At 71.3% G+C, this 23,136-nt stretch carries 19 protein-coding genes and 7 tRNA genes; 7 read left to right on the top strand and 19 right to left on the bottom strand.

The genetic code is table 11. From position 1 onward, the window contains the following. Positions 1-4: 4 nt before the first annotated feature. The 3 genes from dnaQ to LUTJ29_RS0111745 are packed head-to-tail and all read right to left on the bottom strand — an operon-like array spanning position 5 to position 1,894. Complete coding sequence (dnaQ, locus tag LUTJ29_RS0111755; RefSeq protein ID WP_027072682.1) at positions 5-736, bottom strand: DNA polymerase III subunit epsilon; 732 nt, start codon at positions 734-736, stop codon at positions 5-7. A gap of 52 nt (positions 737-788) precedes the next feature. After that, positions 789-1,235 (bottom strand): ribonuclease HI, encoded by a 447-nt coding sequence (rnhA, locus tag LUTJ29_RS0111750; RefSeq protein ID WP_027072681.1) that lies wholly within the window; start codon positions 1,233-1,235, stop codon positions 789-791. Beyond that, complete coding sequence (locus tag LUTJ29_RS0111745) at positions 1,232-1,894, bottom strand: hypothetical protein (RefSeq protein ID WP_027072680.1); 663 nt, start codon at positions 1,892-1,894, stop codon at positions 1,232-1,234. The genes rnhA and LUTJ29_RS0111745 overlap by 4 nt, the downstream gene beginning before the upstream one ends. 40 nt (positions 1,895-1,934) lie before the next feature. On the opposite strand from LUTJ29_RS0111745, the gene gloB reads away from it, so the two are divergent. Genes gloB through LUTJ29_RS0111730 form a run of 3 tightly spaced genes read left to right on the top strand, consistent with a single transcriptional unit; the run spans position 1,935 to position 4,836 of the window. Beyond that, positions 1,935-2,699, top strand: a complete 765-nt coding sequence (gloB, locus tag LUTJ29_RS0111740; RefSeq protein ID WP_027072679.1) for a hydroxyacylglutathione hydrolase — start codon at positions 1,935-1,937, stop codon at positions 2,697-2,699. Further along, positions 2,696-4,015 (top strand): lytic transglycosylase domain-containing protein, encoded by a 1,320-nt coding sequence (locus LUTJ29_RS0111735; RefSeq protein WP_232221204.1) that lies wholly within the window; start codon positions 2,696-2,698, stop codon positions 4,013-4,015. The genes gloB and LUTJ29_RS0111735 overlap by 4 nt, the downstream gene beginning before the upstream one ends. Positions 4,016-4,041: 26 nt before the next feature. Then, the gene (locus LUTJ29_RS0111730; RefSeq protein ID WP_027072677.1) at positions 4,042-4,836 is read left to right on the top strand and encodes an enoyl-ACP reductase; all 795 of its coding nucleotides are present in this window, start codon (positions 4,042-4,044) and stop codon (positions 4,834-4,836) included. 186 nt (positions 4,837-5,022) lie between these two features. Here the strand turns inward: LUTJ29_RS0111730 and LUTJ29_RS0111725 are convergent, their stop codons facing one another. The 13 genes from LUTJ29_RS0111725 to LUTJ29_RS0111665 form a co-directional block, all read right to left on the bottom strand. Further along, positions 5,023-6,999 (bottom strand): SurA N-terminal domain-containing protein, encoded by a 1,977-nt coding sequence (locus LUTJ29_RS0111725; protein WP_027072676.1) that lies wholly within the window; start codon positions 6,997-6,999, stop codon positions 5,023-5,025. Between the two features lie 168 nt (positions 7,000-7,167). Further along, positions 7,168-7,244, bottom strand: a tRNA-Asp gene (locus LUTJ29_RS0111720). Between the two features lie 39 nt (positions 7,245-7,283). Beyond that, a tRNA-Val gene (locus LUTJ29_RS0111715) sits at positions 7,284-7,358 on the bottom strand. Between the two features lie 25 nt (positions 7,359-7,383). Beyond that, positions 7,384-7,671: an HU family DNA-binding protein gene (locus LUTJ29_RS0111710; protein WP_255327222.1), complete on the bottom strand. Its 288-nt coding sequence runs from the start codon at positions 7,669-7,671 to the stop codon at positions 7,384-7,386. Between the two features lie 200 nt (positions 7,672-7,871). Further along, positions 7,872-10,367 (bottom strand): endopeptidase La, encoded by a 2,496-nt coding sequence (gene lon, locus LUTJ29_RS0111705; protein WP_027072674.1) that lies wholly within the window; start codon positions 10,365-10,367, stop codon positions 7,872-7,874. A 177-nt stretch (positions 10,368-10,544) separates the two neighbouring features. Beyond that, positions 10,545-11,828, bottom strand: coding sequence for an ATP-dependent Clp protease ATP-binding subunit ClpX (clpX, locus tag LUTJ29_RS0111700; protein ID WP_027072673.1), 1,284 nt, complete (start codon positions 11,826-11,828; stop codon positions 10,545-10,547). 105 nt (positions 11,829-11,933) lie between these two features. Continuing rightward, positions 11,934-12,563, bottom strand: coding sequence for an ATP-dependent Clp endopeptidase proteolytic subunit ClpP (gene clpP / locus LUTJ29_RS0111695; RefSeq protein ID WP_043741231.1), 630 nt, complete (start codon positions 12,561-12,563; stop codon positions 11,934-11,936). A gap of 84 nt (positions 12,564-12,647) precedes the next feature. Continuing rightward, positions 12,648-13,952 carry a trigger factor gene (tig, locus tag LUTJ29_RS0111690; RefSeq protein WP_027072671.1) on the bottom strand — a complete coding sequence of 435 codons (1,305 nt, stop codon included), beginning with the start codon at positions 13,950-13,952 and terminating at the stop codon, positions 12,648-12,650. A 469-nt stretch (positions 13,953-14,421) separates the two neighbouring features. Continuing rightward, positions 14,422-14,506: transfer RNA gene (locus tag LUTJ29_RS0111685), tRNA-Leu, on the bottom strand. A gap of 108 nt (positions 14,507-14,614) precedes the next feature. After that, positions 14,615-14,690 (bottom strand) — tRNA-Lys (locus LUTJ29_RS0111680). A gap of 88 nt (positions 14,691-14,778) precedes the next feature. Next, positions 14,779-14,855: transfer RNA gene (locus LUTJ29_RS0111675), tRNA-His, on the bottom strand. Between the two features lie 61 nt (positions 14,856-14,916). Continuing rightward, a tRNA-Arg gene (locus LUTJ29_RS0111670) sits at positions 14,917-14,993 on the bottom strand. Between the two features lie 34 nt (positions 14,994-15,027). Next, positions 15,028-15,104 (bottom strand) — tRNA-Pro (locus tag LUTJ29_RS0111665). Between the two features lie 151 nt (positions 15,105-15,255). On the opposite strand from LUTJ29_RS0111665, the gene LUTJ29_RS0111660 reads away from it, so the two are divergent. Continuing rightward, entirely contained in the window at positions 15,256-16,017 is a 762-nt protein-coding gene (locus tag LUTJ29_RS0111660; protein WP_027072670.1) for a Bax inhibitor-1/YccA family protein, read from the top strand. Between the two features lie 64 nt (positions 16,018-16,081). On the opposite strand, the gene LUTJ29_RS17280 is transcribed toward LUTJ29_RS0111660, so the two are convergent. From LUTJ29_RS17280 to grxC, 3 genes are all read right to left on the bottom strand, one after another. Next, positions 16,082-17,413 (bottom strand): Na+/H+ antiporter NhaC family protein, encoded by a 1,332-nt coding sequence (locus tag LUTJ29_RS17280; RefSeq protein WP_043741228.1) that lies wholly within the window; start codon positions 17,411-17,413, stop codon positions 16,082-16,084. 197 nt (positions 17,414-17,610) lie between these two features. After that, positions 17,611-18,618 carry an isocitrate dehydrogenase gene (locus LUTJ29_RS0111650; RefSeq protein WP_027072669.1) on the bottom strand — a complete coding sequence of 336 codons (1,008 nt, stop codon included), beginning with the start codon at positions 18,616-18,618 and terminating at the stop codon, positions 17,611-17,613. A gap of 189 nt (positions 18,619-18,807) precedes the next feature. Then, a complete protein-coding gene (gene grxC / locus LUTJ29_RS0111645; RefSeq protein ID WP_027072668.1) occupies positions 18,808-19,083 on the bottom strand; it encodes a glutaredoxin 3 in 276 nt (91 codons plus the stop codon). Between the two features lie 172 nt (positions 19,084-19,255). Here grxC and LUTJ29_RS0111640 point away from each other — a divergent pair, with 172 nt between their 5' ends. From LUTJ29_RS0111640 to phoR, 3 genes are all read left to right on the top strand, one after another. Continuing rightward, positions 19,256-20,914: a M48 family metalloprotease gene (locus tag LUTJ29_RS0111640; protein WP_043741225.1), complete on the top strand. Its 1,659-nt coding sequence runs from the start codon at positions 19,256-19,258 to the stop codon at positions 20,912-20,914. Positions 20,915-21,018: 104 nt separating this feature from the next. Further along, on the top strand, positions 21,019-21,708 hold the full coding sequence (gene phoB / locus LUTJ29_RS0111635; protein WP_027072666.1) for a phosphate regulon transcriptional regulator PhoB: 690 nt from the start codon (positions 21,019-21,021) through the stop codon (positions 21,706-21,708). Positions 21,709-21,808: 100 nt separating this feature from the next. Further along, on the top strand, positions 21,809-23,134 hold the full coding sequence (phoR, locus tag LUTJ29_RS0111630) for a phosphate regulon sensor histidine kinase PhoR (RefSeq protein ID WP_027072665.1): 1,326 nt from the start codon (positions 21,809-21,811) through the stop codon (positions 23,132-23,134). The last annotated feature ends 2 nt before the right edge of the window (positions 23,135-23,136 follow it).

Genomic DNA, 23,136 nt, shown 5'->3' with positions numbered 1-23,136 from the left:
GCGCTCAGTTCGCCGCGGCCACCGCCGCTTCCATCTCCGGCGCGTCCCACAGGGTGCGGCCGGCGCGCTTGCGGATCGCCTCCAGCCGCGCCTCGTGCAGGGCCAGGTCTTCCGCCGGCACGACCAGGGCCGGGCGCGGGCCGCCGGGCGCGACCGGCACCGCCACCTGCCCGCGCCGGGCGGTCGCCGCTTCCGGCGCGGTGAAACCGATCTCGCCCTGGCCCGAGGTCAGCGCCAGCCAGACCTCGGCCAGCAGCTGGGCATCGAGCAACGCGCCGTGCAGCTGGCGGTGCGAGTTGTCCACCCCCAGCCGCTTGCACAGCGCATCGAGCGAGTTGCGCTGGCCCGGGTAGCGCTGCCGCGCCAGCTCCAGCGAGTCGGTGACCCCGACCCGGTCGCGCAACCGGCCGAAGCGGCCCCCCAGGCGCTCGAGCTCGTATTCGAGGAAGCCCATGTCGAACGCGGCGTTGTGGATCACCAGCTCGGCCCCGTCGACGAAGGCGATGAACTCGTCCGCGATCTCGGCGAACCTGGGCTTGTCGGCAAGGAACTCCAGGGTCAGTCCGGTGACTTCCTGCGCGCCGGCCTCGAACTCGCGCTCGGGGTTGATGTACCGGTGGAAGGTGCGTCCGGTGGGACGGCGCTCGACCAGCTCGATGCAGCCGATCTCGACGATGCGGTGGTCCTTGCGCCACTCCAGGCCGGTGGTTTCGGTGTCGAGGACGATGTGGCGCATGGGTCGTGGTCGGGTCTCGTGGTACGTGGGGCCGGCAGGTCGGTTGCGGGGGTCAGGCAATGGCCGCGCGCTGGCGCATCGCCTCGTCGCGGGCGAGCACGTCGACGCGTTCGTTGTCGGGGTCGCCCGAGTGGCCCTTCACCCAGCGCCAGTCGATATGGTGGCGGGCGCAGGCCCGGTGCAGGCGTTCCCACAGGTCGCGGTTCTTCACCGGCTCGCCGCCGGAGGTCTTCCAGCCGCGGCGGACCCAGTTCGGCAGCCACTGGGTGATGCCCTGGCGCACGTACTGCGAATCGGTGTGCAGGACCACGTCGCATGGGCGGGACAGCGTTTCCAGCGCCATGATCGCGGCCATCAGCTCCATCCGGTTGTTGGTGGTGTCGGGCTCGCCGCCCACCAGCTCGCGTTCGCGCTCGCCGTAGCGCAGCAGCGCCGCCCAGCCGCCGGGACCGGGGTTGCCGAGGCAGGCCCCGTCGGTATGGACCACCACCTCGCTCATGCCGCCGCGCCCTTGGCCATCGACACCACCCGGCGCTGGCGCACCGGGGTCAGGGGAATCGCACGCTTCTCCGCCCGCAGCAGGTAGGCCGCGCGCAGCCCCGGGCCCTGCTGCGGCAGGGGCGAGGCCTGCAGCGACCATGCCGGGCCGAGGCCCTGCGACACCGGCTCGGGCACCAGCCCGGCCTCGCGCAGGCGGCGGCGCCAGGACAGGGGTTCGGAGGCGCTGAAGCCGCTGCCGCGCCAGCGCCAGCGGAAGGGCGCGAGCGGATTGAGCACCAGCAGCGACAGCCGGCCGCCGTTCACCAGCAGCCGCGCGGCCTCCTCCAGCAGCGGCGCCCCGCATTCGCCCGACGGCCGCGCCACGTGCTGCAGCACGACCGCGCCGAACGACTCGCTCGGCAGGGGCAGCGGCAGTCCGCAGGCCACCGGCCCGGACCAGCGGCCCTCGCCGTCCGGATGCAGGTACAGGCCCCGCCCGGTGCCGTCGGGCAGCGCCCGCGGCAGCGGCCCGAGCCACAGCCACGGCAGCCCCGGGCGATCGCCCAGGGCGTGCAGGACCACGTCCTCCTCGCTGCCGAGGATGGCCTGCCCCGCCTCGGAGCCGAACCAGTCGTGGACGTGGGGGCCGGTTTGACGGGCCGGGAGCGGAACGGGCATGGTCGCCATTCTATAGGCTCCCCGGAGGCCGGCCCTGCCGATGCAGCTGCGTCCGATCCCCGCTTTCACGGACAACTACATCTGGACCCTCGAGGACCCGTCGGGAGACTGGCTGCTGGTGGACCCGGGCGAGGCCGGCCCGGTCCTGGCCGCCGCCGGCGACCGGCCACCGCCGGCGGCGATCCTGCTCACCCACCACCACGCCGACCACGTGGGCGGCGTGCGCGACCTGCTCCGGCGCTGGCCGGGGGTGCCGGTCCACGGCCCGGCCGATCCGCGGATCGATGGCATCGACCATCCGGTGGCCGACGGCGACCGGGCCCAGGCCGGCCCCTGGGCCTTCGACGTCCTGGCCGTGCCCGGGCATACCGTGAGCCACATCGCATTCCACGGCCATGGCCTCTTGTTCTGCGGCGACACCTTGTTCAGCCTCGGCTGTGGACGCCTGTTCGAAGGTGCGCCCGGCGACATGCTGGCCTCCCTCGACCGGCTGTCCGCGCTGCCCGACGCGACCCTGGTCTGCTGCGGGCACGAGTACACGCTGGCCAACGCCGCCTTCGCGCGCGTGGTCGATCCCGACAACGCGGCGCTGCGGCGCCGCCACGAAGAGGCCGCCACCATGCGAGCAACCGGACGTCCCACCCTGCCGACCACGATAGGCGGGGAGCGCGCCTGCAATCCGTTCCTGCGCGTCGACGCGCCGGCCGTGCGCGCCGCCGTCGCCGCGCGTTCGCCGGCCGCGGCCGGCGACCGGGTCGAGGCCTTCGCCGAACTGCGGCGCTGGAAGGACGGATTCCGCGCATGAGGGCGCGCACCAGCGCGGCCATGCTGCTCCTGGTGGGCAGCCTGGCCGGCCCGGGCTGGGCGGGCGATGCCGTGGCGCCTGGCGCGGCGGGCGGGGAGGTCACCGCGCAGCCGGCGGCGGCCGAAGCTCCAGGCGACGATGCGGCCGCAGACGCCGGCGGGCCGCCCGCGGAATCCCGGCCCGACGCCATTCCCGCCGACGCGGCACCGGCGCTCCCGCCCGGCACCCGTAGCGGCCTGGAGATCTACCGCGATTTCCGCACCGGCCTGGCCGAACCGGAATGCACGCCGGACGCCAGCGCCCGCTGGCGGGCCCATTTCGCCGACGCGCCGCAGCGCCTGGCCGAGCCGCACAGCGACGTGCTGCCGCTGTTCGGCTATGTCGTCGACCGCCTGCGCGAGGCGCACCTGCCCACCGAGTTCGCCCTGATCCCGTTCGTCGAAAGCGGCTTCCGCCCCGGCGCGCGCTCGGCCCAGGGGCCGGCCGGCCTGTGGCAGTTCATCGCCCTGACCGCACGCAACCACAAGGTCCCGGTCCAGGCCGGTTACGACGGGCGACTGTCGCCGGTCGATTCGACCGAGGCCGCGGTGCGCTACCTCAAGACCCTGCACGGCATGTTCGCCGGCGACTGGCGCCTGGCGGCCATGGCCTACAACGCCGGCGAGTACCGGCTGCTGGGCGCGCTGCGCCGGGCCGGCCAGCGCCCGGCCGGCGCCGACCCGCACAGCCTGCCGATGCCGGCGATCACCCATGCCTACGTGCGCAAGCTGCACGCGCTGGCGTGCCTGCTCGAGGAGACCGGGGACCGCGAGGCCTGGCTGCAGGCGCTCGATCGCCCGGTGCCGGTGCTGACCACGGCCGAAGTGCCGGCGGCGATCCGCAGCCTCGACGTCCTCGCCCGCCGCCATGGCGCCGATCCGGTCCAGCTGCGGCGCCTGAACCCGGTCTTCGCGGACGGCCGCCTCGCCCGCCCGGGGGGCCCGGTGCGGGTGCTGCTGCCCGCCGCACCGGCCGAGCGCCTGCTCGCCGCCCATCCGCCGGCCGCGACGCGCGCGTCGGTATCGGCGCGCACGCTGGTCGCGGACGACGACCTGTCGGATGCGATGGCCGACGCCTCGGCACTGGTGGACCAGGCCCCCAGGCGCCACGTGGTTGCACGCGGCGAGTCGCTCTGGCGCATCGCCAGCCGCTACGGGGTGCGCCTGGACGACCTGCTCGAGCGCAACGCCTTGGACGCCCGCGCGGTGCTGCGCCCGGGCATGGAGCTGGCGATCGACGCCGATCCGGCGGCCACCGCGAGCGCCGTGGCAGAATAGCGTCCGGTCCACATCGCGAGTCGTCCATGGGTTTCCTGCAGGGCAAGCGTGCACTGATCACCGGGATCGCCAGCCAGCGATCGATCGCCAACGGCATCGCTGAGGCCATGCACCGCGAGGGCGCGGAGCTGGCCTTCACCTACCAGAACGACAAGCTCAAGGGTCGCGTCGAGGAAGTGGCGGCCAAGCTCGGGGGCGGTCCGTCGTACCCGCTCGACGTCACCGACGACGCCCAGATCGCGGCGCTGTTCGAGCAGCTCGGCAGGCACTGGAGCGACGGCTTCGACATCCTCGTGCACGCGATCGCCTATGCCCCGCGCGAGGCCATCGCCGGCGAGTTCCTCGACGGGCTGACGCGCGAGAACTTCGCCATGGCCAACGACATCTCGGCCTACTCGCTCTCGGCCCTGGCCAAGGGCGCGCGGCCGTTGATGCAGGGCCGCAAGGGCGCGATCCTGACCCTGAGCTACCTCGGCGCGGTGCGCTCGCTGCCCAGCTACAACGTGATGGGCGTGGCCAAGGCCGCGCTCGAGGCCAGCGTGCGCTACCTGGCGCTGAACCTCGGCCCCGAAGGCATCCGCGTCAACGCGATCTCGGCGGGTCCGATCAAGACCCTGGCCGCGGCCGGCATCGGTGGCTTCCGCAAGATCCTCGGCCACGTCGAAGCGAACGCGCCGATCCGGCGCACGGTCACGATCGAGGACGTGGGCAACGCCGCCGCGTTCCTGTGCTCGGACCTGGCCTCGGGCATCACCGGCGAGATCACCTACGTCGATGGCGGCTACAACATCATCGGCATGGCGGGCATCGACGGGGACTGATCCAGCGCCGGCCCTGGCCACGAAAAAGCCCGGCGCCTGCCGGGCTTTGCTTTGCCGCCGCGCCATCGCGCGCAGCTGCGGATCGCCCGGCAGGATGCGCCGCATCCGCCACCGCCTCCGGCGCGACAACGTAAGAGGGACGACGCCTGCCTGGCATCGCCCCTGCCGGGCGGGAACCTGACGCCGCTAGAGCTGCGCTTCGGAGATCGTGATCCGCATCTGTGCGCGCAGTGCGCGCAGCAGGGTGTCGGCATCCTCGCGGCCCAGCAGCCCGGCCATCTGCTGGCGGAACATGTCGCGCTCGACCTCCTCGGCCTCGGAGGGATCGCCCGGGATGACCTTCTCCACGGCGAACACGACCATGCCGCCGTCCTCCAGCGCCACCTTGCCGGTCGACACCTCGCCTTCGGCGGGCGCGGGCGCCTTGAAGTAGGCCTCGGCCGCGGCCGGGGACGGCACCGGCACGCCGCGCGGCATGCCCTTGATGTCCTGCAGCTGCAGCGAACGCGCGTCCGCCACTTCCCTTAGCGTCTTGCCGCCGGCGATCTCCTCGAGCATCGCGTCGGCCTCGGCCTCGACCTGCTTGCGCGCACGGTCGGCACGGATCGCGGCGACGATGCCGTCGCGCGCCTCGGCCACGGTCATGGCCCTGGCGGGCTCGTGGCTGGTCACCCGGATCACCACGCTGCGGTCCTGGTCGATCTCGATCGGATCGCTTGCCGTGCCGTCCTGCACCAGGCTCTCGGAGAACGCGGCCCGCTGGACGGCGGGCGCCGCGATGATGCCCTCGGCCTCGCCACGCGCGAACGGCCCGGCGGTCTGCACTTCCAGGTTGGCTTCCTTGGCCGCCGAGGCCAGTTCGGTGGGATTGCGGTACACGTGGTCGACGAACGCGCCGACCATGTCGTTGAAGGCGCGTTCGCGCTCGGCCTGCAGCACTTCGCGCACGAGCGTGTCGCGCACGTCCTCGAACGCGGCCTGGCGGCCGGCGCGCACCTCGCGCACGTACAGCACGTGCCAGCCGAACTGGCTGCGCACCGGGTCGCTGACCGCGCCCTCGGCGGTCGCGAACGCGGCGTCCTCGAACGGCTTGACCATGCTGCCGTCGCGGCGGATCCAACCCAGGTCGCCGCCGTTCGCCGCCGAGCCCGGATCGCCCGGGTTGGCCTGCGCCAGCGCGGCGAAGTCGGCACCCGGCGCGCGCGCCTGCGCCGCGATCTGCCTGGCCTTGTCCTCGGCCGCCTTCTGCGCCGCCTCGTCCGCGCCCTCCTCCACCGGCACCAGGATGTGCGACACCAGCCGCTGCTCCGGCTCGACGAAACGCGCCTTCTCCTGCTCGTAGCGGCGACGCAGGGTGTCCTCGTCGGGATCCGGGATGGGCGGCAGCGCGCCCGCATCGAGCACCACGTACTCGATCGCGACCCGCTCGGGGACCTGGTACTCGTCGCGGTGGGCGTCGTACCAGGCCTGGATCTCCTCGGCCTCGACCGCGCCGGTGTCGGGCTCGCGCGCGGGCAGGATGACGAACGACACGTCGCGGCGCTCGGACAGCAGGCGCATCAGGCGCTCGGTCTCGCCGGGGGTGGTGAAGGCCGAACGCGCCACCTGTCCCGCCAGCAGCGAAGCCTGCAGGTCCTCGCGGACCATCTCCTGGAACATGCGCGGCGTGTAGCCCTGCGACTGCAGGGTGATGACGTAGCGCTGCTGGTCGAACACGCCGTCGACCTGGAACGCGGGAATGGCATTGATCGCCTCCTGCACCCGGCCGTCGCCCACCACCATGCCGTCGCGCTGGGCGGCGAGCTGCAGCACCTTGCGGTCGACCAGGGCCTCGAGCACCTCGCGCTTGGCCTCGATGGTCTCGAACGCGCGCGCGTCGAACGCTTCGCCCTCGGCCTCGCGGCGGCGCTGGCGCTCGTTCTCGAACGCCTGGCGGAATTCCTCGGTGGTGACCTCGGCGGACTTCCACACGAGCTTGCGCACCAGCCACAGGTCGGGCGCCGACTTCCACCACGCGGGCCGCACCTCGATCTTCGCCGGCTCGCTGGCACCGGTCTGGAACAGGTACTGCTCCATGCCGAAGAAGGCGAACGGAATGCACAGGAGCGCGACGATGACGATCGCGATCCAGCCGGACATCTTTTCTCGCAGGGTCTGCAGCATGGACTGGCGGGCTGTGGACGTAGCCGCGCAGTTTAACCGCTGCGGGCGCCGCGCGCGCCGGTGCCGGCCAGGCAGGTTCCGCCGACCCGCGGCGCGGCGCCGGCGCCGGCGTTCCGGTGCCCGGAAACGAGCGGACCCCGCATCGCTGCGGGGTCCGTCGGGAAAAGATGGCGGAGCGGACGGGACTCGAACCCGCGACCTCCGGCGTGACAGGCCAGCATTCTAACCAGCTGAACTACCGCTCCGCGCCTTTGAACCTGTTGTGCGGCCCAGCGTCCACCCCGTGGTGGGTGCTGAGGGTTTCGAACCCCCGACCCTCTCCGTGTAAAGGAGACGCTCTACCGCTGAGCTAAGCACCCGTGAGGGGACGAACTCAGGAGCCGCTCAGTTTACCGCATCCTTGAGCGCCTTGCCAGCCTTGAACACCGGATTCTTGGAGGCCGGGATCTGGAGGGGCTCCTTGGTGCGGGGGTTCAGGCCGGTGCGCGCGGCGCGGGCCTTGACCGAGAAGGAACCGAAGCCGACCAGGTTCACCGAATCGCCGCGCTTGAGGGCGGCGGTGACGGCGTCGATCACGGCGTCGAGCGCGCGGCCCGCGTCGGCCTTGGACAGGCCCGCCTTGTCGGCGACCTGGTCGATCAACTCACTCTTGTTCACTGGCATGTTGGACACTCCGTGTGCGGACCCGCGGTCCGCCTTGCTGGGAAGGCCGGGCGCTCCGCGGGTGCCCGCGACGCCTTCCGGCCTGAGGATGAGAATGCGCGAATCCGCCGCATTTTACGCGGTGGCGGGCGCGAATACGACATTGACACGGCACGAATCTGCCGGTCCGGGCCTCCGGGGCGGGATTCGTGAGCCTGGCGTGAAGCCGGTCAGTGCTTGATGGCCGGTCGCGCCGGGGCGTCCTTGCGGCGCCGCGCCACCGCCCGCCGGCTGGCCTTGGGCGCCGGCTCGCTGCGGGGGCTGCCCGACCCGGTCAGGGGCCGTTCGAGCGCAAGGTCGAGGACCTCGTCGATCCACTTCACCGGGACGATCTCCAGGTGCTCGGTGACGTTGGCCGGGATGTCGGCCAGGTCCTTGCGGTTCTCCTCCGGGATGATCACCGTGGAGATGCCGCCGCGCAGGGCGGCGAGCAGCTTCTCCTTGAGACCGCCGATGGCGGTGACCTTGCCGCGCAGGGTGATCTCGCCGGTCATGGCGACGTCCGCCCGCACCGGGATCCTGGTCAGCGCCGAGACCAGCGCGGTGGTCATGGCGATGCCCGCACTCGGGCCATCCTTCGGCGTGGCGCCGTCGGGGACGTGCACGTGCACGTCGTGCTTCTGCAGGAAATCGACCTCGATCCCCAGCCGTTCGGTGCGCGCGCGCACCACGCTCAGCGCCGCCGACGCCGATTCCTTCATCACGTCGCCGAGCTGGCCGGTCAGGATCAGGTTGCCCTTGCCCGGCACCAGGGTGGACTCGATCTGCAGCAGGTCGCCACCGACCTCTGTCCAGGCCAGGCCGGTCACCATGCCGATCTCGTTGTCCTCCTCGGCGCGGCCGAAGTCGTAGCGGCGCACGCCCAGGTAGGCGTCGAGGTTGGCCGAGTCGACCTTGACCGGCTTGGGCTTGCGATGCGACTTGCCCTTGCCCTTCTTCGCGGCCCTGGCCGGCTTCGCCTGCGCCTCCGGGCCGGCCAGCGCGATCTGCCTCACGACCTTGCGGCAGATCTTGGCGATCTCGCGCTCGAGGTTGCGCACGCCCGACTCGCGCGTGTAGTAGCGCACGATGTCGCGGATCGCGTCGTCGGCGATCGTCAGCTCCTCCGGCTTGAGGCCGTTCGCCTTGAGCTGCTTGGGCACCAGGTAGCGCGTGGCGATGCTGATCTTCTCGTCCTCGGTGTAACCCGGGATCCGGATCACTTCCATGCGGTCGAGCAGCGGGCCGGGGATGTTGAGCGAGTTGGAGGTTGCGACGAACATCACCTCGGACAGGTCGAGGTCGACCTCCAGGTAATGGTCGTTGAACGCGTTGTTCTGCTCGGGGTCGAGCACCTCCAGCAGCGCCGAGGACGGGTCGCCGCGGAAGTCCATCGACATCTTGTCGATCTCGTCGAGCACGAACAGCGGGTTCCTGGTGCCGGCCTTGTTGAGGTTCTGCACGATCCGGCCGGGCATCGAGCCGACGTAGGTGCGGCGGTGGCCGCGGATCTCGGCCTCGTCGCGCACGCCGCCCAGGCTCATGCGCACGAACTTGCGGTTGGTAGCCTTGGCGATCGACTGGCCGAGCGAGGTCTTGCCCACGCCCGGCGGGCCGACCAGGCACAGGATCGGGCCCTTCATCTTGGACACGCGGGCCTGCACGGCAAGGTACTCGAGGATCCGCTCCTTGACCTTCTCCAGGCCGTAGTGGTCGGCGTCGAGCACGTCCTGCGCGACCTTGAGGTCCTTGCGCACCTTGCTGCGCTTCTTCCACGGCACGCCGAGCAGCCAGTCGAGGTAGTTGCGCACCACCGCGGCCTCGGCCGACATCGGCGACATCTGCTTGAGCTTGTTGAGCTCGGCCCTGGCCTTGGCCTCGACCGCCTTGGGCATGCCGGCCTCGGAAATCCTGCGAGCGAGTTCGTCCAGGTCGTTGGGCGTGTCGTCGATCTCGCCCAGCTCCTTCTGGATCGCCTTCATCTGCTCGTTGAGGTAGTACTCGCGCTGCGACTTCTCCATCTGCGACTTCACGCGGCCGCGGATGCGCTTCTCCATCTGCTGCACGTCGATCTCGCCGTCCACCAGGCCGATCAGCAGCTCCAGCCGGTCGGCGACGTCGACCGTCTCCAGCAGGCGCTGCTTCTCGGCCAGGCGCACGGTCAGGTGCGCGGACACGATGTCGGCCAGGCGCGCGGGCTCGTCGATGCCGGCCAGCGTCTGCATCAGCTCCGGCGGCAGCTTGCGGTTGGTCTTGACGTACTGCTCGAACAGCGAGACCAGGGAACGGGCGATGGCCTCGACCTCGCGCGGCTCGCGGCGGGTGGTCGACTCCACCACCTCGCCGACGCCGGCCAGGGTGCCGTCGACCTCGCGCACCTGGGACACGGACACGCGCGCGACGCCTTCCACCAGCACCTTGATGGTGCCGTCGGGGAGCTTGAGCAGCTGCAGCACCTGGGCGAGCGTGCCCATCGCATGCAGGTCGGAGGCTTCGGGGTCGTCGATCTCGGCCGACTTCTGGGCGACCAGCAGGATCCGCTTGTCGCCCTCCATCGCGATGTCGAGCGCGCGGATCGACTTCTCCCGCCCGACGAAGAGCGGGATCACCATGTGCGGGAACACCACCACGTCGCGCAGGGGCAGCACGGGCAGTTCGAGCGATTCGCTACGGTCGGGGGTCGTCATTGCACTGTTCCAGGCTGCAGGTGGTCCGGGGCGCCAGGCGCCCCGATGGGATCCGTTATGGGGCCCGCCGCCTGCCGATGCAAGCGCCCCGGCACCAACGCAGCATCCCGCCGGCCGGGCGGTCGCCGGGCCGGGGTCAGGCAACGGGAAGCGGCGCCCCGCGGGGGCGCCGAAGGCTCATTCGGCCGAGGCGACCTTGGCCTGGGCCGGCGGGGTCTGGTAGATCAGGTACGGCTCGGACTTGTGCTCGATCACCGACTCGTCCACGACCACCTTGCTGACGTTCTCCATCGACGGCAGCTCGTACATGGTGTCGAGCAGGACCGCCTCCACGATGGTGCGCAGGCCGCGCGCGCCGGTCTTGCGCTTGATCGCCTTGCGCGCGATCGCGGTCAGAGCGTCGGGACGGAACTCCAGCTCCACCCCCTCCATCTCGAACAGCTTCCTGAACTGCTTGGTGATGGCGTTCTTGGGCTCGGTGAGGATCTTGACCAGCGCCGCCTCGTCCAGCTCCTCCAGGGTGGCCACCACCGGAAGCCGGCCGACGAACTCGGGGATCAGGCCGAACTTGATCAGGTCCTCGGGCTCGACGTCCGCGAGCACCTTGCCCACGTCCGCCTTGCGCTCGGCGCTCTTGACCTTGGCGCTGAAGCCGATGCCGCCGGCCTCGGTGCTGCGCTGCTGGATGATCTTGTCCAGCCCGGCGAACGCGCCGCCGACGATGAACAGGATGTTCTTGGTGTCGACCTGCAGGAACTCCTGCTGCGGGTGCTTGCGGCCGCCCTGCGGCGGGACGCTGGCGGTGGTGCCCTCGATCAGCTTGAGCAGCGCCTGCTGCACGCCCTCGCCGGACACGTCGCGGGTGATCGACGGGTTCTCGCTCTTGCGCGAGATCTTGTCGATCTCGTCGATGTAGACGATGCCCTGCTGCGCCTTCTCGACGTCGTAGTCGCACTTCTGCAGGAGCTTCTGGATGATGTTCTCGACGTCCTCGCCCACGTAGCCCGCTTCGGTCAGCGTGGTGGCGTCGGCGATCGTGAACGGCACGTTGAGCAGGCGCGCCAGGGTCTCGGCCAGCAGGGTCTTGCCCGAGCCGGTCGGGCCGATCAGCAGGATGTTCGACTTGGCCAGTTCGACCTCGTCGTTCTTCTGCCGGCTCTCGATCCGCTTGTAGTGGTTGTAGACCGCGACGGCCAGGGTGCGCTTGGCCCGGTTCTGGCCGATCACGTACTGGTCCAGGACCTCGAGGATCTCCTTGGGCTTGGGCAGCGAGCTGCGCGCCGACTGGGCCTTCTCCTCGAGCTCCTCGCGGATGATGTCGTTGCACAGCTCGACGCACTCGTCGCAGATGTACACGCTGGGGCCCGCGATCAGCTTGCGGACCTCGTGCTGGCTCTTCCCGCAGAACGAGCAGTAGAGGATCTTGCTGCTGTCGGAGCGGCCCTGACGGTCTTCGGTCATGAACGGATCTGTCTTGCTGGTGCGGTCACGGGGCGAGAATAGCACAGCGCCCGGCGCCGCAACGGCAGCGGCTCCGGGACCCTGTTCATTCGCATAATCAATGAGTTAGGCAGGCTGGATGGTCTCTTCCGGGCGCCGCTCGAGCACCTGGTCCACCAGCCCGTAGTCGCGCGCCGCCTGGGCGCTCTTGAAGTTGTCGCGCTCGGTGTCGGCCGCGATCGTCTCGATCGACTGGCCGGTGTGCCGGGCCAGGATCTCGTTCAGGCGCTGCTTCATGGCCAGGATCTCGCGGGCGTGGATGTCGATGTCCGTCGCCTGGCCCTGGAAGCCGCCCAGCGGCTGGTGGATCATCACCCGCGAATTGGGCAGCGCGTAGCGCTTCCCGGCCGCGCCCGCGGCCAGCAGCAGGGCGCCCATGCTGGCCGCCTGGCCGACGCAGATGGTGCTCACGTCCGGCTTGATGAACTGCATGGTGTCGTAGATCGCCATGCCGGCGGTGACGATGCCGCCCGGGGAGTTGATGTAGAGGTTGATGTCCTTCTCGGGGTTCTCGGCCTCGAGGAACAGCATCTGCGCCACGATCACGTTGGCGACGTGGTCGTCGATGCCGCCGACCAGGAAGATCACCCGTTCCTTGAGCAGCCGCGAATAGATGTCGTAGGCGCGCTCGCCGCGGGCGGTCTGCTCGACCACCATCGGGACGAGGTTCAGGGCCTTGGTCTCGTAGCTGCTCATGTATTCGGTTCTCGCTCGGTTCGTGGGGCGGCGCCCGGCGGGCGGGCCCTGGTTGGCGCGGCGGCCGCGGCCGGGCGGACCGGCCTACGGCGTGATCGCTTCCTGGAACGTGAGCTGCTTCTCGGTGTGCTGGGCGCGCTCGGCGATCCAGTCGATCACCTGCTCCTCCATCACCCGGGTCTGCAGCCCGGACATGAGTTGGGGATCGTTACGATACAACTCAATGACCTGTTCGGGCTGCTCGTAGGTCGACGCGATCAGGCGCAGGTGTTCGTTCAGGCGCGCCGGATCCAGCCGGAGCTCGTTGCGGCGGGCGACCTCGCCGACCAGCAGGCCGACCAGGACGCGCTTGCGCGCCGGCTCCACGAAGTTCAGGTGGGCATCGGCCGGCACCTGGCCGGGGTCGCGGCCGCTGCGGCGGGCCTGCTCGACCTGCTGCGCCAGCAGCGCGCGCGCCTCGTTCTCCACCAGGCGCGGCGGCAGCTCGACGTGGGCGTAGGCGGCGACCAGCTGCTCGCCGACCTCGCGGCGCAGCTTGTTCATCAGCGCGCCCTTGAGCTCGCGCTCGAGGTTGGTGCGGATGTCGGCGCGGAACTGCTCCAGTTCACCGCTGCGCACGCCGAAGCTGCGGATGAACGCGGCGTCGACCTCCGGCAGGTGCGGCTCGGAGATGCGCACCACCTTCAGGTGCACGGTCGCGGTCTTGCCGGCGAGCGCGGCCACGCGCCAGTCGGCCGGGAACTCGACCTCGACGCTGGTCTCCGCGCCGGTGTCGACGCCGACCAGCGCGTCCTCGACGGCCTTGATCATGCTGCCGGTCCCGAGCACGGTGGTACCGCGCTCGACGCCCTCGGCGGGGAGGCGCTCGTCGCCCAGCCGGGTCCAGGTCTCGACCTCGACCGCGTCGCCGGCCTGCGCCGGGCGCGTGACCACGTTCCAGCTGCGGCGCTGCTGGCGCAGGTTGTCGATCATCCGGTCGATGTCTTCCTCGGTGACCTCGGCGGTATGGCGGGTCACGCTCAGCTTGGACATGTCGAGGTCGCCGAAGTCCGGCACCACCTCGAAAGTGGCCACGTAGGCGAGCTCACCCTCGGCCTTGTCCTCGACCGGTTCGATGGTCGGCCGGCCGGCCAGCTGCAGCTCGTTGCTGCGCACCACCTCGTCGAAACGCTCGCGCAGCAGCCCGTCGAGGATCTCGGCGCGCACCTGCTGGCCGAAGCGCTGCTCGATCACCTTCGCCGGCACCTTGCCCGGGCGGAAGCCCTTGATGCGGGCGGTACGCGCGATCTCGCGCAGGCGCCCGCCGACCTGGGTCTCGAGCCGCTCGGTCGGCACGCGCAGCGTCAGGCGGCGCCCGAGATTGCCGACGGATTCGACGGACACTTGCATTGAATTCGACTCCTGCATCGCGGCCATGGCCGCAACTCTCTCTGTGGATTCCTGGACCGGAGGGGGCCCGCGCCAGGGCCTGCCTCGGCAGGCCGGCTTCGGGCCGGCGGAACGCGATATTTTGGCGGAATCGAGGGGCGGCCGCCAGTGGCGTGGTGGGGCGGATGCGGGGGCCGGACCGTTGCCGGGCGCGGCACGGGGTGGACCTTGGGCCGCAGGCCCGGCCCGCCGGCACCCGGCGCCCCGGTGGCGGCCGGACGGCCTGCCTCGCCAGTGCCCGGGGCGTTCGACCCATGCGCCGGGGTGGCGGATGGCGGCGGCCGACACTCCTGCCTTCGCGAACCCTCGCGAACCACCATGGCCGGCGACGCGGCCCGGGCCGGTATGCGTCGGCGCGGCGATTTCCCCTCCTGCCCTCGCCAGCGCGCGGGACCGTCTGTCGCTCCCGACGGCGCGCGCAGGGCCGGGCTGGTGCGAAAGGGGGGACTCGAACCCCCACGCCTTGCGGCACTGGAACCTAAATCCAGGGCGTCTACCAATTCCGCCACTTTCGCGCCGGTGCATCTTAGCGCCGGCGCGGCACGCCGGCCGCCCTGGCGGGCCAGCTGCGAATGCGTGCCCCGAAACGACAACGCCCGGCTGGGCCGGGCGGTGGTCGACACTGGTGGGCCGTCTAGGATTCGAACCTAGGACCTACTGATTAAGAGTCAGCTGCTCTACCAACTGAGCTAACGGCCCGGAAAAACGCGGGCGCGCAGTGTATCCGGAACGCCCGCCCCACGGCAATGCCCTTCCCGATCGACCGAAGGAAACCGCCACGGATGGATGGGGTGGCTGAGGGGACTCGAACCCCCGACATCTGGAATCACAATCCAGGACTCTAACCAACTGAGCTACAGCCACCACTGGAACCACACAGGATACCCGAGTCCGCGCCCGGGCGCCGCTGCCTCCCGCCTGCGACTGGCGCGCCCGGCAGGACTCGAACCTGCAACCACCGGCTTAGAAGGCCGATGCTCTATCCGGTTGAGCTACGGGCGCCTGGGCGCATGATAGCCGTCCCGGGAGGAGACGATGGTCGGGGTAGAGGGATTCGAACCCCCGACATCCTGCTCCCAAAGCAGGCGCGCTACCAGGCTGCGCTATACCCCGGCCGGTGACAGGCGGTCGATCCGCCGGCCCGGTGGACCGGCGAGCCGGGCATTGTCCGGGACCGCCCCGAAGGCTGTCAACGCGCCCGTTCCACCGCCCCGCGGCCCGTGTATGCTGGAACGGGCTCCAACTCCAAGGAACAGGCACATCCATGCGCAGCGGCAATCCCGTCCTCAAAGAATCGACGTTCCTCGACCTGGGCAGCGGTGCGGTCGTCTCGCGCGACGCCGGGGCGATGACCCTGAACGGGACCGTCAACAAGACCGGCTTCCTGCTGCTCCTGACCGTGCTCACGGCGACGTTCGCCTGGAACCAGGCGCTTGGTCCGGACGGCACCCCGGCCCCGGGCTTCTCCGCCTACGTGTGGGGCGGCGCGATCGGCGGCCTGGTGCTGGCCATCGTCACCGCGTTCAAGAAGGAATGGTCGCCGGTCACCGGTCCGCTGTACGCGCTGGTCGAGGGCTTCTTCCTCGGCGCGATCTCGGCGCTGTACAACCACCTGTACGAAGGCATCGTGATGCAGGCGGTGATGCTGACCTTCGGCACCCTGTTCGCCCTGCTCTTCGCCTATCGCAGCGGCCTGATCAAGGCCACCGAGAACTTCAAGCTCGGGGTGGTCGCGGCCACCGGCGGCATCGCCCTGGTGTACCTGGCGACGATCGTGCTGCGGATGTTCGGCAAGGACATCCCGATGATCCACGACAACGGCCTGATCGGCATCGGCTTCAGCCTGTTCGTGGTGGTGATCGCGGCCCTGAACCTGGTGCTGGACTTCGATTTCATCGAGAGCGGCGTCGAGCATGGCGCGCCGAAGTACATGGAGTGGTACGCGGCGTTCGGGCTGATGGTCACCCTGGTGTGGCTGTACATCGAGTTCCTGCGCCTGCTGGCCAAGCTGCAGTCGCGCGACTGACGCCGCACCGCGGTCGAAGCGGAAAAGGCGCCCCGGTGGCGCCTTTTTCGTGCCCGCCCGGCGCTCAGGGCGGCGTGGCCGCCGGCGCCGGATCCGCCCCTGGCCGGCGCGGCCAGGCCATGAACCCGATCGCCACGAGCGCCAGCAGCCAGCAGTACCAGACCCCGCCCGCGAGCGCGATCGGCGACACCGCCGCCAGCGACGAAGCCAGCAGCAGCTGCGCACCGTAGGGCAGCAGGCCCTGCGGCACGCAGGCGAAGATGTCGAGCACGCTGGCTGCGCGGCGCGGGCTGATCCCGTGGCGGGCGGCGATGTCGCGCGCCACGCCGCCGCCGACCAGGATCGCGACGGTGTTGTTGGCGGTGAAGGTGTCGGCCGCGGCCGCCAGCGCGGCGATGCTGAACTCGCCGGTGCGGCGGCCCACGTGGCCGCGCGCGATGCGCGCGATCAGCTGCGCCAGCCAGGCCAGCCCGCCGCTGGCCTTCGTCAGCCCCGCCAGGCCGCCGACCAGCAGCGCGAGCAGCAGGATCTCGACCATGCCCTCGAATCCGGTCCAGATGTCCGCCGCGAATCGCTCCAGGCCGTAGCCCTCCAGCGCGAGCAGGCCGAAGGCCCCGGACAGCGCGAGGCCGATGCCGAGCACCAGCAGCACGTCCAGCCCCGCCACCGCGAGCGCCAGCACCACCAGGTATGGCAGGGCCAGCCACGCCGGGGCCGCGGCCGGCGCCTGCACGGGGGCCGGTTCGCCGGCCAAGGCAAGCAGGACCAGGGTGGCCAGCGCCGCGGGCAAGGCGATGCGCAGGTTCTCGCGGAACTTGTCCCGCATCTGCGCGCCCTGGGTCCGGGTGGCGGCGATGGTGGTGTCGGAGATCACCGAGAGGTTGTCGCCGAACATGGCCCCGCCCACGACCGCGCCGGCCACCAGCACCCGGTCGAGCCCTGCGGCGTCGGCGACCCCGACCGCGATCGGCATCACCGCCGCGATGGTCCCCATCGACGTGCCGACCGCCAGCGACACGGCGCAGGCGATCAGGAACAGCCCGGGTACGAGCAGCGACGGGTGCAGGATGGCCAGGCCCAGCGAGACCGCCGCGTCCACCGCGCCGATCGTCTTCGACACCTGCGCGAACGCGCCCGCGAGCAGGAAGATCAGGCACATCAGCACGATGTTCGGGTCGCCCATGCCCTGGAGCAGGGTCTCGCCCGGGCGCACGCCCCGGCGCCAGGCGACCAGCGCCGCGAGTGCCAGCGCCGGCAGGATCGCCACCGGCGCGCGCAGCTGGTAGAAGCCCATCTCCTCGCCGGCGGCCGTGTAGTACAGGCCGGCACCGAAGAAGATGGCCAGGAACAGCAGCAGCGGGATCAGCGCCAGCGCGCTCGGGCGTGTGGGGGTCATCGCGCGGGATCCGGGAAAGGGGGCGATTGTGCGGCGTTTCTGCAGGCCCGTCATGCGGCGCGCACCCGCCCGCCGCGTCGATCGCCCGGCCCGGCCGGCACCGGCATCACCGCGCCGGCCGTGGGCGCATGTCCGGCGCCGGAACGAAGACGGGACGCCGAAGCGTCCCGTCCAGTGCGCCAACGGCGGACGCCGGATCAGATCCGGCTGGCGATCGCCTTGGCGAACGACATCGTGTTGCCGCTGCCGCCCAGGTCCGGGGTCAGGCTGTCCTTCGCCTCGAGCGTGGCGACGATGGCGTCGCGCAGGCGGGTGGCGTACTCGGGCTTGCCGAGGTGGTCGAGCATCTGCGCGGCGCCCAGCAGCAGCGCGCAGGGGTTGGCCTTGCCCTGCCCGGCGATGTCCGGCGCGGTGCCGTGCACGGCCTCGAAGATCGCCGCGTCCTTGCCGATGTTGGCGCCCGGGGCCAGGCCCAGGCCGCCGACGAGGCCGGCGCACAGGTCGGAGATGATGTCGCCGAACAGGTTGGTGGTCACGATGACGTCGAACTGCTCGGGCCGCATCACCAGCTGCATGCAGGTGTTGTCGACGATCATCTCGTTGCACTCGATCTGCGGGTACTGGGCCGCGACCTCGCGCGCCACCTTGAGGAACAGGCCCGAGGTGGTCTTGAGGATGTTGGCCTTGTGGACCACGGTGACCTTCCTGCGGCCGGTGCGCACGGCCAGGTCGAAGGCATAGCGCACGATCCGGTCGGAGCCCTTGCGGGTGATCTTCTGCACCAGGGTCGCGGTCTCGCCGTCCTCGGTGATCGACTGGCCTTCGCCGATGTACGCGCCCTCGGTGTTCTCGCGCACCGTGACCAGGTCGACGCCGGTGGGGAAGCGCGACTTCGTGTTCGGGAACGACTTCGCCGGGCGCACGTTGGCGTACAGGTCGAAGCGCTTGCGCAGCTCGACGTTGATCGAGGAGAAGCCCTCGCCCACCGGCGTGGTCAGCGGGCTCTTGAGCGCGATCCGGTTGCGGGTGATCGAGTCCAGGGTCGCCTGGGGCAGCAGCTCGTCGTGCTTCTCGAGCGCGACCAGGCCCGCGTCGGCCTCCTCGTAGGCCAGCCCGAGCTGCATCGTGTCGAGCACGTGCAGGGTGGCGTCCATGATCTCCGGGCCGATGCCGTCGCCGCGGATGACCGTGATTGTCTGGGTCATGGGTGGGGGACTTCCATGCAAACGCGCCGCGCGGGAGCGCGCGGCGCAGGAGTTGGTTGAAGATGAAATTATGCCCGAAAGCGCCGGCCGGCCCCAACTCGACCAAGGTCGGTCGGGAGCGGGCCCGCCGCGCGCCGGGCCGCCCGGACGCCCCGGCGGGGCGGGCCCCACCGGGCCCGCCGGGCCGCTTCAGCCGGCCAGCAGGGGATCGAACCTGCCCTGGCGGTGCAGGGCCATCATGTCGTCGTAGCCGCCCACGTGCACGTCGCCGACGAAGATCTGGGGCACGGTGGTGCGGCCGGTGCGCGCGACCATGCGCTCGCGCTCGGACGGGTCGAGGTCGATGCGGACTTCGTTCCACTCCAGTCCGCGGCTGCGCAGGAAGGCCTTGGCCGCCGTGCAGTAGCCGCAGATGGCGCTGGTGTAGAGGGTGATCGGCGGCTGGGCGCGCTCTTGGGCATCCATCGGTCGGAACCTTGCTTGCGGGGATGGGTCGAATGTTGGGTACCCCGCCGGCGCTTTTCCACCGCGGGCGATGGAACGCTGCAAACGATTAACATCGGATTCACTCCCCGCGCGGGACGCCCCGGCATGCTTGCCCAGGGCGATCCCGCCACTTCCACGCCACCGGACCGCCATGCCCGCCTGCCTCGCCAGACTCTGCACCCTGCTTGCCACCGCCCTGCTGGTGCTGGCGGGTGGCGCCGGCGCCCGCGCCCAGGAGAGCCGGCTGCCCGACATCGGGTCCTCGGCCGGCACCGTGCTGGGTCCGGCGCAGCAGGCGGAGTACGGACGCATGCTCCTGGCCCAGCTGCGCCACTACGGCTACGTGCTGGAGGACCCGCTGGTCGAGAGCTGGCTGCAGTCCACCGGCAACCGCCTGGCCGCGGCCAGCGACAACCCCGAGCAGCCCTTCACCTTCTTCATGATGAAGGACCGCAGCATCAACGCCTTCGCCACGCTGGGCGGCTACATCGGCATGAACGCGGGCCTGGTGCTGGCGGCCGAGACCGAGGACGAGGTGGCCGCCGTGCTCGGCCACGAGGTCGCCCACGTCACCCAGGCGCACGTGCTGCGCAGCGTGGAACGGGCGCAGCGCGACAGCATCCCGCTGCTGCTGGCGATGCTCGGCGCGATCGCGATCGCGCAATCGGCCGGCGGCAACTCGGCGGACGACGCCTCGATGGCCGCCATCGCCACCGCCCAGGGCCTGGCCGCGCAGCGCCAGATCAACTACACCCGCTCCAACGAGTCCGAGGCCGACCGCATCGGCATCCGCACCCTCGCCCGCAGCGGCTACGACCCGGGCGCGATGGCCAGCATGTTCGAACGCATGCACGCCGTGTCCCGCACCAACCAGGGCGGCGAGCGGGAACGGCTGCCGGACTACCTCAAGACCCATCCCGTCACGACCGTGCGCATCAGCGAGGCCAAGGACCGCGCCGAGCGCCTGGGCGCGAGCGCCGTCAAGGGCACCGTGTCGACCCCGACCGCCACCGTCACCCAGCGCATCCCGATCGGCGGGGCGACGGTGCCCGAGGGCCCGCGCCTGGGCGACAACCCGCTGCTGCCCCCGGGCCTGTCCCTGGACGGTGGATTGGCCGCGGCCCGCCGCGACGAGTTCGGCTGGGCGCGCGAGCGCCTGCGGGTGCTGAGCGCCAACACGCCCGAGGCGGCCCTGCGCGAGTACGAGCGGCTCGCTGCCGCGCGTCCGCTCGACGACGCCCAGCGCTACGGACTGGCCTTCGCACAGCTGCGCACCGGCCGCGCCGAGCAGGCGGTGGCCACGTTCGCGGCGCTCCTGGAGCAGCATCCGGGCGACGTCTGGCTCACGATCGGACTGGCCGAAGCCGAGGCCCACGCCGGGCGCCACGAGGCTGCCGACCGCCGCTTCGAGGCCCTGCTCGACCGCATGCCGCGGCATCCCGCCGTGGCCCTGTCGTATGCCGAGGTGCTGGTGGCGCGCAACACTCCCGAGGCCGGGCGCCGGGCGCGCGACGTGCTGCGCCCGCTGATGGCCGGCAACGTCAGCGATCCCGCGTTCCAGCGCACCTTCGCCCGGGCCAACGAGATCGCCGGTGATCCGGTGCGCGCCGGCGAGGCCTGGGCCGAGGCGGCCTTCCTCAGCGGCCGCGAGGAGCAGGCGCTGGTCCAGCTCAACACGCTCAAGAAGCGCGAGGACCTCGACTACTACGCCCGCGCCAGGATCGACGCGCGCATCGCCCAGATCACGCCGGTGGTGCTGGAACTGCGCCGCCAGGGCGTGCGCGATCCGGACCTCAACCGGCGCTTCTGAGCCGCCGCGGCCGGACGACCCCAGCCGCTGTCACAATACCGTCATGAATCTGTCGTCCAATGCCGACGCCGGCCGCTATGGCCGTGACTGGGCAGGAGCCTGAGTTGCAGAAGCGCATCCTGATCGTCGACGACGAGCCCGCGATCCGCGAGATGGTGGCGTTCGCCCTGCGCAAGGGCGAATTCGAGCCGGCGCATGCCGGCGACGCGCGCGAGGCGCAGGCGTCGATCGCCGAACGGGTGCCGGACCTGATCCTGCTCGACTGGATGCTGCCGGGCACCAGCGGCCTGGAACTGGCCCGCCGCTGGCGCCGCGAGGATCCCACGCGCGAGGTGCCGATCATCATGCTCACCGCGCGCGGCGAGGAGGACGACCGCGTCGGCGGGCTCGAGGCCGGCGTCGACGATTACGTGGTCAAGCCGTTCTCGGCGCGCGAGCTGCTCGCGCGCATCCGCGCGGTGATGCGCCGCGCGCGCGGCGAGGACGAGGACGGCAACGTCAGCGTGGGCGCCCTGCGCATCGACGGCGCGGCGCATCGCGTGTTCGCCCATGGCGAACCGGTTCCGATCGGTCCGACCGAGTACCGGCTGCTGCACTTCTTCATGACCCACCCGGAACGCGTGTACACCCGCGCGCAGCTGCTCGACCACGTCTGGGGCGGCAGCGTGTACGTGGAGGAGCGCACCGTCGACGTGCACATCCGCCGCCTGCGCAGGACGCTCGAGCCGTCCGGCTGCGAGGGCATGGTGCAGACCGTGCGCGGCGCGGGCTACCGCTTCTCGGCCGCGCCCTGAGCGCGCGCGGCGCGTGGGCCCGGGGCCAGGCGCGGCACCCGGGGCTAAGATCGGGGAAACGCCCATGACCCGACGCTCCGCCACCGGCCACGCCAAAGACATGTCCGCCCCGACCCGATCCGCCTGGAACCACACGCTGGGCCGGCAGGCCCTGTTGCTGGCGATCGCGATGCTGGCGGGCCTGCTCGGCGGGCACCCCTGGCCGGCGCTGGCCGTCGCCGCGCTGTGCCTCGCCGGCTGGCACTGCTGGAAGCTGCGTGGCGTCCTGGCGCGGCTGGAGTCGCACCAGCGCGCGTCGCGTCCGACCGGCGCCGGCGCCTGGGACGCGCTGGAGCGCCTGCTGCGCCGCAACCAGGATGGCATGCGCGCACGCAACCGCCGGCTCGTGGCGATGCTGCACGCCTACCGCGCGGTCGCCGCGGCCCTGCCCGACGCGGTGGTCGTGATCGAGCGCAACAGCCAGCGGGTGCAGTGGTTCAACGCCGCCGCCACCACCCTGCTCGGCCTGGAATACCCGCGCGACGTGGAGGCGCCGCTGGGCGAGCGACTGCAGGGCCTGCGCATCGCGCACTGGCTCGCCGCCGGCCGCAATGCCGAACCGCTGCCCGACGTGCCGTCCCCGGTCGCGCCGGACGTGCGCCTGAACCTGCGCCTGATCCCGTACTCCGAGGACCTGTGGCTGGTGGTGGCGCGCGATGTCACCAAGCTCATGCGGCTGGAACAGGTGCGCCGCGACTTCGTCGCCAACGTCTCGCACGAGCTGCGCACGCCGCTGACGGTGGTCCACGGCTACCTCGACATGCTCGATCCCGACGAGCAGCCGGAATGGGCGCCGATGCTGCGCGAGATGCAGCGCCAGTCGCAGCGCATGACCCGGCTGGTGGAGGACCTGCTGACCCTGTCGCGGCTGGAAGCCCAGGAGGGAGTGGAGGACGACGCGGTGGCAGTGGCCCCGATGCTGGCGGCGCTGCGGCGCGAGGCCGAGGCCCTGAGCCAGGGCCGGCACCGGATCGTGGTCGAGGACCTGGCGGCCCTGGACCTCGTCGGTTCGGCGCGCGAGCTGCACAGCGCGTTCTCCAACCTGGTCAGTAACGCGGTGCGCTACACGCCCACCGGCGGCACCGTCACGATCCGCTTCGCGCGCGAAGGCGACGGCGCGGCGCTCGCGGTGGAGGACACGGGCCAGGGCATCCCGGCCCCGCATATTCCGCGGCTGAGCGAGCGCTTCTACCGCGTGTCCACCAGCCGCTCGCGCGAGTCCGGCGGCACCGGCCTGGGCCTGGCCATCGTCAAGCACGTGCTGAACCTGCATGATGCCCGGCTGGGGATCTCCAGCGAAGTCGGGCGCGGCAGCATCTTTTCCTGTCACTTCGGCGCCGCGCGGGTCCGGCCGCGCGCCGCCCTTCCTTCCGGAGCCGAGCCTTGAAC

Source organism: Luteimonas sp. J29, from assembly GCF_000472505.1.
In the GTDB taxonomy this organism is placed as follows: Bacteria; Pseudomonadota; Gammaproteobacteria; order Xanthomonadales; family Xanthomonadaceae; genus Luteimonas.
This window is presented reverse-complemented; position numbering and strand designations above follow the sequence as displayed.

Coding starts and splice junctions, on each gene's coding strand:
- dnaQ (WP_027072682.1), bottom strand. CDS start 736: ATGCGCCACATCGTCCTCGACACCGAAACCACCGGCCTGGAGTGGCGC.
- rnhA (WP_027072681.1), bottom strand. CDS start 1,235: ATGAGCGAGGTGGTGGTCCATACCGACGGGGCCTGCCTCGGCAACCCC.
- LUTJ29_RS0111745 (WP_027072680.1), bottom strand. CDS start 1,894: ATGCCCGTTCCGCTCCCGGCCCGTCAAACCGGCCCCCACGTCCACGAC.
- gloB (WP_027072679.1), top strand. CDS start 1,935: ATGCAGCTGCGTCCGATCCCCGCTTTCACGGACAACTACATCTGGACC.
- LUTJ29_RS0111735 (WP_232221204.1), top strand. CDS start 2,696: ATGAGGGCGCGCACCAGCGCGGCCATGCTGCTCCTGGTGGGCAGCCTG.
- LUTJ29_RS0111730 (WP_027072677.1), top strand. CDS start 4,042: ATGGGTTTCCTGCAGGGCAAGCGTGCACTGATCACCGGGATCGCCAGC.
- LUTJ29_RS0111725 (WP_027072676.1), bottom strand. CDS start 6,999: ATGCTGCAGACCCTGCGAGAAAAGATGTCCGGCTGGATCGCGATCGTC.
- lon (WP_027072674.1), bottom strand. CDS start 10,367: ATGACGACCCCCGACCGTAGCGAATCGCTCGAACTGCCCGTGCTGCCC.
- clpX (WP_027072673.1), bottom strand. CDS start 11,828: ATGACCGAAGACCGTCAGGGCCGCTCCGACAGCAGCAAGATCCTCTAC.
- clpP (WP_043741231.1), bottom strand. CDS start 12,563: ATGAGCAGCTACGAGACCAAGGCCCTGAACCTCGTCCCGATGGTGGTC.
- tig (WP_027072671.1), bottom strand. CDS start 13,952: ATGCAAGTGTCCGTCGAATCCGTCGGCAATCTCGGGCGCCGCCTGACG.
- LUTJ29_RS0111660 (WP_027072670.1), top strand. CDS start 15,256: ATGCGCAGCGGCAATCCCGTCCTCAAAGAATCGACGTTCCTCGACCTG.
- LUTJ29_RS17280 (WP_043741228.1), bottom strand. CDS start 17,413: ATGACCCCCACACGCCCGAGCGCGCTGGCGCTGATCCCGCTGCTGCTG.
- LUTJ29_RS0111650 (WP_027072669.1), bottom strand. CDS start 18,618: ATGACCCAGACAATCACGGTCATCCGCGGCGACGGCATCGGCCCGGAG.
- grxC (WP_027072668.1), bottom strand. CDS start 19,083: ATGGATGCCCAAGAGCGCGCCCAGCCGCCGATCACCCTCTACACCAGC.
- LUTJ29_RS0111640 (WP_043741225.1), top strand. CDS start 19,256: ATGCCCGCCTGCCTCGCCAGACTCTGCACCCTGCTTGCCACCGCCCTG.
- phoR (WP_027072665.1), top strand. CDS start 21,809: ATGTCCGCCCCGACCCGATCCGCCTGGAACCACACGCTGGGCCGGCAG.